Annotated in this window: 11 protein-coding genes; 2 read left to right on the top strand and 9 right to left on the bottom strand. The window is 52.5% G+C overall.

Translation table 11 applies throughout. The features are described from left to right. Positions 1-20 precede the first annotated feature (20 nt). From A0129_RS08875 to A0129_RS08860, 4 genes are all read right to left on the bottom strand, one after another. Entirely contained in the window at positions 21-1280 is a 1260-nt protein-coding gene (locus A0129_RS08875; RefSeq protein ID WP_291714303.1) for a putative Na+/H+ antiporter, read from the bottom strand. 30 nt (positions 1281-1310) lie between these two features. Next, the gene (locus tag A0129_RS08870) at positions 1311-3104 is read right to left on the bottom strand and encodes a chorismate-binding protein (protein WP_291714302.1); all 1794 of its coding nucleotides are present in this window, start codon (positions 3102-3104) and stop codon (positions 1311-1313) included. A gap of 59 nt (positions 3105-3163) precedes the next feature. Further along, positions 3164-4366 (bottom strand): patatin-like phospholipase family protein, encoded by a 1203-nt coding sequence (locus A0129_RS08865; protein ID WP_291714300.1) that lies wholly within the window; start codon positions 4364-4366, stop codon positions 3164-3166. 86 nt (positions 4367-4452) lie between these two features. Next, entirely contained in the window at positions 4453-6768 is a 2316-nt protein-coding gene (locus A0129_RS08860) for an NADP-dependent malic enzyme (protein WP_291714298.1), read from the bottom strand. 123 nt (positions 6769-6891) lie between these two features. On the opposite strand from A0129_RS08860, the gene A0129_RS08855 reads away from it, so the two are divergent. After that, entirely contained in the window at positions 6892-8067 is a 1176-nt protein-coding gene (locus tag A0129_RS08855; protein ID WP_291714296.1) for an aminotransferase class I/II-fold pyridoxal phosphate-dependent enzyme, read from the top strand. 3 nt (positions 8068-8070) lie between these two features. Here A0129_RS08855 and A0129_RS08850 read toward each other — a convergent pair whose 3' ends face one another. After that, positions 8071-8931: a lytic transglycosylase domain-containing protein gene (locus tag A0129_RS08850; RefSeq protein WP_291714294.1), complete on the bottom strand. Its 861-nt coding sequence runs from the start codon at positions 8929-8931 to the stop codon at positions 8071-8073. Between the two features lie 417 nt (positions 8932-9348). On the opposite strand from A0129_RS08850, the gene A0129_RS08845 reads away from it, so the two are divergent. Continuing rightward, positions 9349-10932 carry a UbiD family decarboxylase gene (locus tag A0129_RS08845; RefSeq protein WP_291714292.1) on the top strand — a complete coding sequence of 528 codons (1584 nt, stop codon included), beginning with the start codon at positions 9349-9351 and terminating at the stop codon, positions 10930-10932. Here A0129_RS08845 and A0129_RS08840 read toward each other — a convergent pair. The 4 genes from A0129_RS08840 to dacB form a co-directional block, all read right to left on the bottom strand. Next, complete coding sequence (locus tag A0129_RS08840) at positions 10910-11320, bottom strand: hypothetical protein (RefSeq protein WP_275271437.1); 411 nt, start codon at positions 11318-11320, stop codon at positions 10910-10912. The genes A0129_RS08845 and A0129_RS08840 overlap by 23 nt on opposite strands. Further along, complete coding sequence (locus A0129_RS08835; RefSeq protein WP_255411411.1) at positions 11317-11715, bottom strand: phage holin family protein; 399 nt, start codon at positions 11713-11715, stop codon at positions 11317-11319. Before A0129_RS08835 ends, A0129_RS08840 begins: the two co-directional genes overlap by 4 nt. A gap of 9 nt (positions 11716-11724) precedes the next feature. Beyond that, positions 11725-12024 carry a YqjD family protein gene (locus tag A0129_RS08830; RefSeq protein WP_105027111.1) on the bottom strand — a complete coding sequence of 100 codons (300 nt, stop codon included), beginning with the start codon at positions 12022-12024 and terminating at the stop codon, positions 11725-11727. A 102-nt stretch (positions 12025-12126) separates the two neighbouring features. Continuing rightward, positions 12127-13578 (bottom strand): D-alanyl-D-alanine carboxypeptidase/D-alanyl-D-alanine-endopeptidase, encoded by a 1452-nt coding sequence (gene dacB, locus A0129_RS08825; protein WP_291714290.1) that lies wholly within the window; start codon positions 13576-13578, stop codon positions 12127-12129. Between the last annotated feature and the right edge of the window lie 47 nt (positions 13579-13625).

Genomic DNA, 13625 nt, shown 5'->3' with positions numbered 1-13625 from the left:
TCATTCGCCTGGTCTGCAAATTACAATAACTGGAATGCCAGTACGGCCACCAAGGTGGGCCCGAGTGCGGCCAAAAACAGTTTGCCCGCATTAATTGAGCCGTCGTTAAAATACTTTTGCAAGATGGCAAAACCGGCCGGGTTCGGTGCATTCGCAATCACGGTTAAACCACCGCCAGTGACTGCACCCGCCACCAGAGCATACTTGAACTGGTCATCCACACCTTCAACCAGCGAGCCAAGGTAAGTCAAGGCTGCATTGTCTGTAATTGCCGTTAATGCAGTGGCTCCGTAATACAACGCTGTAGGGCTCATGCCCTTCAGGGTGTCTTGCAACCACCAAGCCTGCATGCCACCCAAAACCACCAAGCCTGCGAGGAAGAACGCAACCATCAAACCTTCTTTCAAAATCAGGCGATCCTGATAACGGCTATACGCGGTGGTGTACCCCAGGAAAAACAGGAACAAACCCATGAACATGGCTGCATGATGGGCAAACACAACCACGCCCACTAGAAACAACAGATGGGTAGCAATCACCCACACAGGCATGTCCTCTTTGGGACCGTTTTCAGCGGGCTTTTTCATGGCCGTCAGTTCTTTGGCAAACAGGAAAGTAAGCGCTATCGCATTAACAAACACCGCAATTGCAGCTTTCCAGCCAAATGTACTCAACATGAATTGCATGTCAAAACCCCATTTGGCGGCAACCATCAAGACGGGCGGTGCGGCGAATGGGGTCAGGGTGCCACCAATCGAGATATTGACAAACAACACACCAAGTGTGCCGTACATCAATTTGTTACTAATGCCCTGCGTGTAAAAGCGGTCACGCAGCAGAAAGGCCGCCAGCGTCATTGCCGCAGGCTCGGTAATGAAAGAGCCCAGCAAAGGCACGATGGACAACGTGGTGAAAAAATACGCCACTTGCCTGTCGATTGGAATCACAGAAGCTACCACACGCACAATTCGACCTGCCAGCACGAGGATTGGCTTGCTGGCAGCAATCACCATAATCGCGAATACGAACAAAGGTTCGGTGTAATTGCGCGTGTCTACGTATTCAATTGCGCTGGTTTGACCAATGATGAAAAACATGAACACAACCAGCACCATGGCCCAAAAGCCGAACACGGCCTCCACTTCACCCAGCAAATGCCACAAGCCCGAGTGATTTGGCTGCGAGTGCGCCAGGCGCTCAAAGTATTTGGTTGAAAAGGTGTGAATGACAGCAATCGCAAAAAGAATCGCGCCAATCAGTTCAATGGTGGTCGGGTTCATCTCACTTCCCTTTTTGTTTATTGTTTGTTTTTAGTTGGCAGAAAAAAACACCTTGTCGTGTGCATCAACCACTTTCGCCACAGGCACCCAGCCTCGCAAACTATTGATCAGCCACACTTCTTCAGCGCGTTGCAAGTCTTGCACATTCAGCGTGGTTTGCCGAATCGTATTTTCCCTTAAAAGGCGTGTACGCAACACCCCGGGCAACAAATAAGTACCGGTGCTCTCGCATATTTGTGGTGTTAACCACTCGCCATCAATTTTCAGTACCACATTGCAACGGCAGGTTTCAGTCAAGAAACCGTGGGCGTTGAAAAGAAGAACATCAAAAGCCCCATTTGCCTGACTCTGAAAATACTCGTACTCGGGTCGGTATGTGGTTTTATGAATTACAAAGTCTGGCTTGGCCTGCATGGCGGAATCAGCCAAACGCAGCAACACGGGCGACTGGTCCAGTACCAGCTCATGGAGTTCAATTCGCGCTTCTCCGTTGGCGTCGAGCAAACAACGCCCACGGAACAATCCATCCGGATTTTGGTTCGCTACAGCTTCCAGACTCAGACGAACCCTTTGCTCATCAAATAAAAAAGAAAACCGGTTGGCAGAGTTCGCCATCCGATCGACATGATCATCCAGATGAAGCCATCGTCCATTTTCGAGGCGCAACGTCTCAAGTATCTGAAAGTCGCAAGTGGCCTGACGTAAAAATGCAGTTTTTTGCCACCACTCATTTTTCTCTTCATTTGCTGTGGAATACCAAGTGATCCCACTGCCCACACCATACTCCAGTTCACTGGCCTGCTCTATCACGGTGCGAATCGGAACATTGAACTGAACCCTGCCTCCCGGGCTAAGTACACCGAGCGCCCCGCAATACAATTTCCTCGGAGCTTGTTCCCATTGCGCAATTCGCAACATGGCTTGCGATTTGGGTGCACCGGTCACACTGCCACAAGGAAATAGAGCCTCAAACAAATCCACCAAAGTGATGCCCGGCAAAGTGCGTCCGCAAATACTGGAGGTCATTTGGTCCACAGTGGGCAGATGCATCACATCGAACAGTGAACGCACCTGGACTGACTTTGGTTGGCAGACCTTGGCCATGTCGTTTCGCAACAAGTCAACGATCATGACATTCTCTGCCCGGTCCTTTTCGCTGTCACTCAGTACATCCAAACCACCCAAGACGGGCCTTCGGGTTCCCTTCATGGGGGCGGTTTGCAGTTCATTGCCGTCCCACTTGAAAAACAACTCGGGCGACAGACTGATCGCATTGAACACACTGCCGCGCAGAAACACACTCTGGGGAGCAGGTTGGCTGGCGTAAAGATGCTGAAAAACATCCCACGCATCAAGTAGCGGGTTGCCTGTTAGAAGGCGCGTGGTCAAATTGATTTGATAAAACTCACCTGCTTCAATCGCTTGCCTCACCTGCAGATAGGTTTGCTGATATCGCTGACCTGTTTGCTGATCCACCCACGGCATAAACCGGGATGCGTCGGGCAATTGTTCCAGCTGCGATTGACCCAGCAGACTCAGTTGATTCGGTTCAAAAGCATGAAATTCAAGCAAAGGGAAATCACTGGACGTACAAACCGTCAAAGCGGAGTCAAAAACAGTCGCAGCCTCGTAACTAAGACCACCCACAACATACAAACCCTGTTTGGATAAAGCATGTGCCTGCTCGATCAGGACCCGCACTTCGCTTGCATCGAACGTGCTGAGCACCTGCACCGGTTTGCCATGCGCAACACAAAGCCCATCACCACCCTCGGCGTGGGTCATCCTGGCATGCCAAGCAGCGGAAACCAAAGATGGATGCATGGGAAGAAAATGCCTGAACTGCCTCGAAGCGCTAATTGTAACGCGGCTTGACGTCGAACTCAGCGGCCAGACTGACCCAGATGGAAGAACTCATACACCGCCTCTTTCTTGGCGATGGTATCGGCAATACCCATTCGAATTAATTCGCGAGTATAGTTTGCCTCAAACAGCAAATAACTGGCCAAAGACGAACCACTGGCCTCCGTGGCGCCCAATGCAGATAACAAGGTACGTACAGGCCGGGGTAGGTCTTGCGTGTGGCGAGCTGCAATTTCATCAATTCGTTCTGAGGGCGAAATCACCAACAACTCAACCGGTTTCAAAGTGGTTTTCGTGGCCATCTCGGGCGGCAACAAACCCAGGGTTTTGTTGACTCGGCTTAAGCGCTCAATGTCAATTGACAGACTGTCCAGAAAAATGGATGCCATGGCATGGCCCGCAATTTGGGCCAAACTGGGATATGCATTTTGAATTTCAATACGCTGTGTGTGGTCTTTGTCCGCTTGACTGGAACCGATCACCATCACCCTGTTTGCACCTAGGTGAATTGCCGGACTTATCGGGGCCAATTGGCGGATGGAGCCGTCGCCAAAATGTTCCATTCGCCCCTCAATATTCAGTTTGACCGCGGGAAATACAAAAGGAATTGCGGCAGAAGCCAACAAATGTTCGACTGTGATTCGATCGGGCAATGCAACCCTCTGTGTTCTCGCCCAGCTCTCAATCACTTTCTGGGTTTGGAAAAAAGTAACGCTGCGACCAGAACTGTAGCTGGATGCGGTGACGGCCAGGGCGTGAATGGTGCCGTTCTCGAGCGCTTCATCCAGCCTTCGGAAGTGCAACAGCTGATGCATCAAATGTGACAGCGGTGAATTGTCTAGCAGACACTTGGGGCGCTTTCGCAACATCCAGCCAATTGAAAGTGCAGACAACCAACGCGCCCCGGTGCGAATGATACCCAGTGAATCTGAGCGAAATACTTGATCAGAGCTGAAATTCTCCCAGACTTTCAGCATGCGATCTGTGGACTGATAAAAATTGCGACCGGCGCAGGCGAGAGCCGCGGCATTGATTGCACCCGCTGAGGTTCCACACAAGATCTTGAAGGGAAAATCAAACTCCCGTTTATTTTCTTGCTCAAACCACTTGGCCAGCTGATGCAGCACACCCACTTGATAGGCGGCACGCGCGCCACCACCGGACAACACCAATCCGGTGATGTCATCGTGGCCCTCAGTGTGAAATGTGTCGAGTTCGCTCATGAAACCATTGTGCGACACATTTTCGATAAGTTAAAACAAAAACAGGCGTGTGTTGCACGCCCATTTGTTGTTTTAAAACGCTACTTTTACAGCGAACTAACCCGCTCTGAATTCGCGTCGAGCACCGCCAATGCGGTCATGTTAACGATGCGGCGTACCGTCGCAGAGGCAGTCAAAATATGCACTGGCTTGTCTGAGCCCAACAAAATTGGGCCCACAGCAATTCCGTTACCCGCCGCCGATTTCAGCAAGTTGTAGGAAATATTGGCTGCATCGATGTTCGGGCAAACGAGCAAGTTGGCCTCGCCGGTCAATGTAGAACCCGAGAAAATGGTATTGCGAACCTGCTCATCGATAGCGCAATCACCGTGCATCTCGCCGTCTACCTCCAACCAAGGCGCAATATTGCGGAGAATTTGCAATGCCTCGCGCATTTTCACAGCAGACGGCTGGTTACTCGAACCAAAGTTGGAATGCGAAAGCAACGCGGCCTTGGGCTGCACACCCAAACGCAACATTTCTTCGGCAGCCATCAAAGTGATTTCAGCGATCTGTTCCGCCGTTGGATCGTAATTCACATGGGTGTCCACCAAAAACACCTGACGGTTGGTCAGCATGAGGCCGTTCATGGCGCCATAAGTATTGCAGCCTGCACGGCGGCCCAATACCTGGTCGACGTAATGCAAATGAAGTGAGTGGGTGCCAAAGGTACCGCAGATCATCCCGTCTGCATTGCCTTTGTGAATCATCATGGAGCCAATCAGCGTGTTGCGGCGACGCATTTCTATTTTGGCATACGCTTCAGTCACACCCTTGCGCTTGGTCAATTCATGGTACATGCGCCAGTAGTCTTTGTAGCGCTCGTCATACTCAGGGTTGATCAACTCAAAATCCACACCAGGCTTGATGCGCAGACCGAAACGTTCCAAACGGCGTTCAATCACGGCGGGGCGGCCAATCATGATGGGCTTGGCAATGGCCTCATCCACAACTACTTGCACTGCGCGCATGACACGCTCATCCTCGCCTTCGGCGAAAACAATGCGGGAAGTTTGCGGCGTCTCGGCTACACACCGCTTGGCCACCGCAAAAATCGGCTTCATAAACGTGCCAGAGTGATAAACGAACTGTTGCAGTTGATCTTTGTAAGCTTCCAGATCCGCAATCGGGCGCGTGGCTACCCCGCTTTCCATTGCGGCTTTGGCCACAGCAGGTGCAATGTGCACGATCAGGCGGGGATCAAAAGGCTTTGGAATCAGGTATTCAGGACCAAAGCTCAAATTTTGTGTGCGGTAGGCAGAGGCAACCACATCGGATTGCTCTTTTCGGGCCAGCTCCGCCACTGCACGAACTGCCGCAATTTCCATTTCCTTGGTAATGGTTGTGGCGCCCACATCAAGCGCACCCCTGAAAATAAAGGGGAAACACAGCACATTGTTCACTTGGTTCGGGTAGTCGGTACGCCCCGTACACATAATGGCGTCGTCGCGAACCTCCTTCACCTGCTCGGGCAAAATTTCCGGTGTGGGGTTGGCCAAGGCCAAAATCAGGGGTTTGGCCGCCATGGCTCGCACCATGTCCTGCTTCAAGACTCCGCCCGCTGACAACCCCAGAAATACATCCGCATCTTTAATTACGTCTGCCAGAGTACGTGCTGCCGTATCCTGAGCAAACAGGTCTTTGTCCGGATCCATGTTGGTGGTTCGGCCTTTATAAACCACACCGTCAATGTCGGTCACCCACACGTTTTTACGCGGAAGGCCCAACTCGACGAGCAACTCGAGACAAGCCAAAGCGGCAGCACCCGCCCCAGACACTACAAATTTGACCTCATCCAGTTTTTTACCGATCACTTCAAGGCCATTCAAAATGGCTGCACCCACTACAATGGCGGTGCCATGCTGATCGTCGTGAAACACTGGAATATTCATGCGCCCACGCAAGGCTCGCTCAACCTTGAAACAATCTGGTGCCTTGATGTCTTCCAGATTAATGCCGCCGAATGTTGGTTCCAGCGAAGCAATGATTTCAATCAGTTTGTCGGGGTCGTTCTCGTTGATTTCGATGTCAAAAACATCGATACCCGCAAACTTTTTGAACAGCACCGCCTTGCCTTCCATGACAGGCTTTGCAGCCAAAGGTCCAATATTGCCCAAACCAAGCACCGCAGTACCGTTCGTGACCACACCCACCAAATTGGCGCGTGCAGTGTAGCGCACCGCAGTTGACGGATCAGCCTCAATTTCCTCGCAAGCTGCTGCAACACCCGGAGAATACGCCAGGGCCAGGTCACGCTGGTTGACCAGGCTTTTTGTGGCCGAGATCTGCAATTTCCCAGGCTTCGGAAACTCGTGATATTCAAGGGCGGCCTGCCTGAAGCGTTGATCCATTGGTTGAGCCATATAATCTTCTCTTTGAGGTGAACAACAGAACCGAAAATTATAGGCTCAGCCAATGAAGCTGTCCCTAGGGGTTTCCACAAATCGCGCAACTTGTTCGCGCCACTCACTAACAATGGTGAAGAATTGAAGCAGTCTAGCCTTAGCAATCTCGTTCAACCCTTCCATGTCATGGAACTGGTCAAAGCAGCAGATGCCCTGCAGGCGCAGGGAAAGCCAGTGATTCATCTGTCGATCGGTGAACCCGATTTTCCGATGCCCGAGCCTGTGGAGCAGGCATTGATCCAGGCTGTTTCAGCACACAAAACCCGATACACAGCGGCGCTGGGCTTGCCTGAATTGCGCGAAGCGATTAGCCGCCACTACGAGCAGCAGTTTAAAGTGCGGGTGCCGGCCCATCAAATCGTAATCACATCGGGCGCATCCGCCGCACTGATGTTCGCCTGCCTGGCCCTGATCAACCGCACTGACAAGGTGCTGCTGACTGACCCCGGTTACCCCTGTAACAAAACCTTTGTGCAAATGGCGGGAGGCGTCCCTGATTTTGTGCAAACCCACGAGGCACAGAACTTTCAACCCAGTTGGGCCGATTTGCGCGAACAATGGACTCGCCACACGGCAGGAGTGCTGCTGGCCTCGCCTAACAATCCGACCGGCACCCAACTCAACGCTCAATCCATGAAAGACATTGTCCATGGCGTTAACACTCTGGGTGGTTTTGTAATTGTTGACGAAATTTACCAATCGCTTTGCTATGACCAGCCCGCCCAAAGTGTGCTTCAATTAACTGGGGCGCCCAGCGACCGAATGCCGGTGGTGGTGATCAACAGTTTCTCAAAATATTTTGGAATGACTGGTTTGCGACTTGGGTGGATGGTGGTACCTGACACGCTGTTACCAGCCATTGAACGGTTTGCCCAGAATCTGAGCATATGCCCCAATACGCCAGCCCAATGGGCGGCACTGGCTTGCTTTACACCGGAAACGCTGGCCATTTGCGAAGAGCGACGACAGATTTTCAAGGCCAGGCGCGACTTCATGGTGACGTCACTTCCCAAAGCAGGCATCGAGTTGCACTCGACGCCCGACTCGGCATTTTATATTTATGCCAAGTCTCCCTATGACAGCGAGCGATACTGCAAAGACTTACTCGAGCAGGCGTTGGTGTGCGCTGTGCCCGGCAAGGATTTTTCGGAATTTCGAGGCAGCGAGATGATGCGTTTGTCGTATGCCAATTCGATGGACAATCTGAAAACCGCCATCGAACGGATACGACTTTTCAACAAAGGCCAATTGCCCTGACGATTAGCCTTCTGAACCCGCCACTGACACAGCAGACACTTTTTGGTTGTTTTCTCGAGAGGCAACCAAGCTGCCCTGTTGATATGCTGAATCAATTCGGGATTTCAGCGCCAACACCTTGCCGGGATAGCCACCATCATTACCATGAATGGCTGCGCCGACATACCAACGAAGACCTGCATGAACGGAACCAGTGCGGCGGGTGTACTCGCGAATGATTTTCGCACCCACGCGCATGTTCATTTCAGGATTCAGTGGTGACCAGTCACCGGGAGACAAAGCCTCAAACTTGTCTTTGTGAATTTTGGGCATGACCTGCATCAAACCACGCGCACCCACAGGGCTAGCCGCAAATGGATTGTAAGAGGACTCAATACCCACAATCGCGAGGATCAGGGTGGGCTCTACTTTCTCTTCCTTGCCGACCTTGTAGGCCAAACGAACAATAGACTCCACGGCCTCGGGCGAAACGCTGTAGCGCTTGGCCAAATACGACGTAATTTGACGTTGGCCTGCCGTCAGCGGTTTGCTCGAATCAATCGAATTGAACTTCACGGGCATCAGGTTTTTGGAACCCGACGGGGTCGCGGAAGCCTTGCCTGTGTTGTTAACCACCTCAGTACCACCGGCTGCAAGGCCAGTACTGAGCAAGTCGATTTCAGTGGCGAAAATTGCCTGCACGGGGGCAGAGAAAAACACCTGACTGCGAAGTTCGGCATTGGACAGCAGAATTGCCACTGCACCAGCGACCAAAACTGACGTTGCCACACCAAGACCGGTGACAGCATGTTTCAAAGATTGAAGTAAATTCTGAGACTGGACCTGCTGGCCATTCACGCTCAGAACGGTTTCGTACTGCTTCATGCAACCTCCTCTGCTACGCAAACGCAGGCTTAACCCTGCATTGTTTGACTCAGCGGTGCATCTGCCTCCATTTTGTCCGTGAGGCAGAACGTTCTGCTTTAACCAACTACAACAAGTACTGCATGGTTAAAGCACTCTTAAGATGAAGTTAGGCTGACTTAAGTTCCCTCAAGTTTTGCCCTCCAACTGCGTTTGTGTGACTTAGGTGATACCTGTCACAAAGCTGACCGGATTCTAGGGTCAACCCGGGCAGGGGTCAATCCAAAATCTGGTAGAGTCTTTCTACTCGAAACAAGAACTTACCCCCATCGCTAGGCGTTATGCGCTTTTGGGGGGCTTGAAAAAGCCCTCTAGGTGTGGGTTGTAATTTCTTGTTAACTGTTCCTTTCGGACCACAAACAGGCAGTTTTTTTCACAATGCGATACAAGAACCTTCGAGACTTCATCGATTTACTCTACAAAGAAGGTGAACTTCAGCGAGTCCCCGAATCGGTCAGCCCAATTCTGGAGATGACCCATCTTTGCGACAAAGTTCTGCGCGCAGAAGGACCGGCGTTGTTGTTTGACGCGCCCCACGGCTATAAGCACCGCGTTCTGGGTAACCTGTTTGGAACACCAAAACGAGTAGCCATGGGCATGGGCGCCAGCAACACCGATGCACTACGGGAAATCGGTCGTACTTTGGCCTATCTGAAAGAACCCGAACCACCCAAGGGAATGCGAGACGCACTGGACAAGTTGCCTTTGGTGAAACAGGTGCTGTCGATGGCCCCCAAAGTGGTCAGTAAAGCACCGTGCCAAGAAAACGTGGTGGAAGGCCCCGACGTTGACCTGAGTCAGATACCCATCTGGACTTGCTGGCCTGACGATGCAGCCCCCCTCCTGACCTGGGGCCTTGTGGTCACCAAAGGCCCCAATCGCAAGCGCCAGAACCTGGGCATTTACCGTCAACAACAAATAGGCAAAAACCGGCTGATCATGCGCTGGCTAGCCCACCGGGGAGGCGCGCTCGATTTTCGCGACCATGCCCTGAAATATCCTGGTCAACCCTTCCCCATCTCAGTGGCCTTGGGCGCAGACCCAGCCACTATTTTGGGTGCCGTGACGCCCGTACCTGACACCCTGTCGGAATACCAGTTTGCGGGTTTGCTGCGCGGCAGCCGCACCGAGCTTGTAGCCTGCAAAGGCAATGAACTACAGGTGCCGGCTGAAGCTGAAATGGTGCTGGAAGGTCACATTTACCCCTATGAGCACCCAATTGCCGTGGCCGCCCGCAAAGGCAGAACCGACGGCGAAGTGCCCGAGATACGCGACGGTGTCACCGTGCTTCGAGAACCCCCACCTGTGCCCGAATACCTGAAGGGTTGGGACTGCGCACTGGAAGGCCCATATGGCGACCACACCGGTTACTACAACGAACAGGACTGGTTCCCCGTATTCACGGTGGACCGCATTACACTGCGCAACGATGCCATTTACCACAGCACTTATACTGGCAAACCACCCGATGAGCCTGCCGTATTGGGTGTGGCACTAAACGAGGTGTTCGTGCCGATACTGCAAAAGCAGTTCCCGGAAATTGTGGACTTTTACCTGCCTCCCGAGGGCTGCAGCTACCGCATGGCGGTAATTTCCATGAAAAAAGCGTATGCCGGACATGCCAAACGAGTGATGATGGGCGCCTGGAGCTTTTTGCGCCAATTCATGTACACCAAGTTTATTGTGGTCGTGGACGACGACGTGAACGCGCGCGACTGGAAGGAAGTTATTTGGGCGATCACCACCCGAATGGACCCCGTGCGGGACACCGTGTTGATACAAAACACCCCGATTGACTACCTCGACTTTGCAAGCCCAGTGAGTGGGCTGGGTGGCAAAATGGGACTGGACGCCACCAACAAATGGCCCGGAGAAACCACGCGTGAATGGGGCCGAAGCATTCAGCCAGACCCCAACCTGGACGAACGTGTGCGAGAACTTATGAGTCGCTTGGGTCTGTAGAAGGCTGCGTAGACGAACGGGAAGCCCAAGGGCCTCTCGTTTGAAACCAGAACATGCCTGCTGCAAGGGCTACAGCGCCCAAACCGGCGCGCAAAGCCACTTTGGAAATGGGCTGTCGAAAACGCAGCAGTGCCGTTGAGGCCAGCATGCCGAGCAGGGGATACTTTTTCAAGCCCTCTTGCCAAAATTGACCACCCAAGCTAGCCACCGGCCCCAGTGCACGCATGTTGCGCTGCCCCAGCCAGCCACCAAACTGCCTGAATACATTGACCCAGGCAAATTCCTTTTTCAAGGCATCTACCTGCCCGCCAAACTCCATGCGTTCCAGTTGGGCTTTCATCATCAACAATTCTTTGCGTGCTTCCAGGGCATCAAATTTTTTGCTCATGACTGCTCCCGGGGCTCACCGCCCAAACTGTCAAGCACCGCTTGCTTGTCGCGCCCCAGCTCCGCCAATGTTGCCTCAAACAATGGGGGCTGTGAGGCCAGGGTGTCTTTTAACTGGACATAAAAATACACACCCAGAACGACATAGAAAGCTGCGCAACCGGCGATTGCGAGAAAGCGGTGTGTGTCCCACGCCAGGGCAATCACCAAAATGCAAACAAACAAAGACGCAAATGCAGCTGCCAAAGCCGTAAGCAACGACCAAACCACTGTGCGCACGGTAGTTTGACGAACCTGAGCCAACTCGACACCCGCCAACTCGAGGCGTGTTTGGGTCATGCCCAGCAAGCTGGCCACAACCCGTTTCAGTGCTGCCCTTGCATTAGGATTTAGCACGGCCAGCCTTTAACGACGGTTAACAATCAAACCCAATACGAAACCCACCGCTGCAGCGATACCCACTGCTTTCCAGGGGTGGTCATGCACATAGTCATCCGTGGCACGCGCCGCGGCTTTGCCTTTCTCAAGTACTGCCGATTGGGCGTCTTGCATCACCTCTTTTGCGCGACGCAAACTGACCAGCGCCTTTTCACGCAATTCGACTGCGCGCTCGCCTGAGGACGACGCTGCGGCTTTCAACAGATCTTCGGCATCGCTCAACACAATTTTCATGTCACTAAAAAGTTTGTCTTTGCTGTTGTCCATATATTGGCCTCGTGCGGATGAGTGAATGTAATAAGTCAGTCTAACAAAGGAAAACCCAGATTAGGAAAGGCTTGCGGGCAAGCGCATCATTTTTGGCTCGATTTATTCCGCCCTGTATATAAACTCGAGCAGGCTTTCCATGGGGCCCCAGCTGTCATAAGCCCTAGGGCTTTTCACCAAAACACCCACTGCCCACAGTTGCCCCTCTCGGTCCCTGATATACCCACCCAATGAACGAACGCCGTTAAGGCTCCCTGTTTTCAGGTAGGCAAAACCATCCACATTGTTCACACGTCGATGCAGTGTGCCGTCTGTACCGGCACGCGGGAAACTGGCGAGAAAATCGGGGAAATCAGATCTGGATGCCATATTGCGCAGAAACTCGGTCAGGCCTTTTGCGTCAATTCTGGTGTTGCGGGACAGACCCGAGCCATTCTCAAAAAACCAGTCATTCGAAGAAATGCCTTGCAACCTCAACCAATCCTTGAGCTGGGCATTGAAAGCCTCGGGCGTGCCTGCCACCGCCAATTCAAGGTGGCGAGCCATCACATTGCTGGACCATTTATTGATCTGCTTGATCAGGTCGCTCAATGGTTTCCCATAATGCGTGTACAAAGCAATGGTGTTGGCTGGTGTTACCCCTTTGATCATTTGACCGCCTTGTGGACCGGCAAACTTGCCACCCAACTGCAACCAAATCTCTTTCACCCAGGATTCCCAAAGCCAATCTTGCGCAGGTACACGGATGGGCAAGCGCGACTGACCGCAACGACGCGGGTAATTGCCCTTCACGGTCACCACCACATTGCGTCCGGCTTTTGAAAAGTCAACCGACATGCCATTCTTCCATGCACCGCAAGCACCACCGGTCAAATTGATTTCCGATACGAACGCCCAGTCTTTGGGTGCCTCCTCAGGCACCACTACTACGGAGTTTTCGTTGATTTTCAGGTCGATCGACATGGCGCCAAAATTCAGCAGCAGTGCATCGGGTTGGGCATGGTAAGCACGGTGCGGGGCATCATCAAATGCATCTTCCTCTGCAAGACCAAGGCTCGGCATTTGTTCAGTAAAGGCAGAGTCGTCCAACACCACGGGGCCGTTTATCACATCCACACCCTTGGTTCGAAGTTGTCGAAGCGAAGCCCACAGGTCGGCACTCAAAAATGCAGGATCTCCGCTGCCCTTGATGTACAAGGGACCGTTCAACACACCATCCACAGGCTCGGCGTCGGCATGAAAACCGGTTTTGAAACGATAAGTAGATTCCAGCCTTTGCAAAGCCAGCGCGGTGGTAAACACCTTGGCTACAGACGCAGGATTGACCAACTGACTGGAGCCATGCGCATAAGCTTGCGGCTTTCGGTGAACGAAAGGTGAAATGGGCAATGCGTATGCTGTGAAATCGTCTGATGCGATGCCTTTTTTGACAAAGGCCTGAGTCACGCTGGAAGGAAAAGCCCGAACCTGAGGATCAACTGCGTTAGACCATGCGGCTTGCGGCCAAGCCATGCTAAAAAGGACGAGTACACCACCTAGTTTACGAACTGACACGCGTGAAATCCTGAAGTGCAATTGTGAACTTTTAGGATATCACTCGA

Source organism: Limnobacter sp. CACIAM 66H1 (assembly GCF_001601825.1).
In the GTDB taxonomy this organism is placed as follows: domain Bacteria; phylum Pseudomonadota; class Gammaproteobacteria; order Burkholderiales; family Burkholderiaceae_B; genus Limnobacter.
This window is presented reverse-complemented; position numbering and strand designations above follow the sequence as displayed.

Excerpts from the sequence above, each read along its gene's own strand:
- A0129_RS08830 (WP_105027111.1), bottom strand. The coding sequence starts at position 12,024 with ATGGACAACAGCAAAGACAAACTTTTTAGTGACATGAAAATTGTGTTG.
- A0129_RS08875 (WP_291714303.1), bottom strand. The coding sequence starts at position 1,280 with ATGAACCCGACCACCATTGAACTGATTGGCGCGATTCTTTTTGCGATT.
- A0129_RS08845 (WP_291714292.1), top strand. The coding sequence starts at position 9,349 with ATGCGATACAAGAACCTTCGAGACTTCATCGATTTACTCTACAAAGAA.
- A0129_RS08860 (WP_291714298.1), bottom strand. The coding sequence starts at position 6,768 with ATGGCTCAACCAATGGATCAACGCTTCAGGCAGGCCGCCCTTGAATAT.
- A0129_RS08850 (WP_291714294.1), bottom strand. The coding sequence starts at position 8,931 with ATGAAGCAGTACGAAACCGTTCTGAGCGTGAATGGCCAGCAGGTCCAG.
- A0129_RS08840 (WP_275271437.1), bottom strand. The coding sequence starts at position 11,320 with ATGAGCAAAAAATTTGATGCCCTGGAAGCACGCAAAGAATTGTTGATG.
- A0129_RS08865 (WP_291714300.1), bottom strand. The coding sequence starts at position 4,366 with ATGAGCGAACTCGACACATTTCACACTGAGGGCCACGATGACATCACC.
- A0129_RS08870 (WP_291714302.1), bottom strand. The coding sequence starts at position 3,104 with ATGCATCCATCTTTGGTTTCCGCTGCTTGGCATGCCAGGATGACCCAC.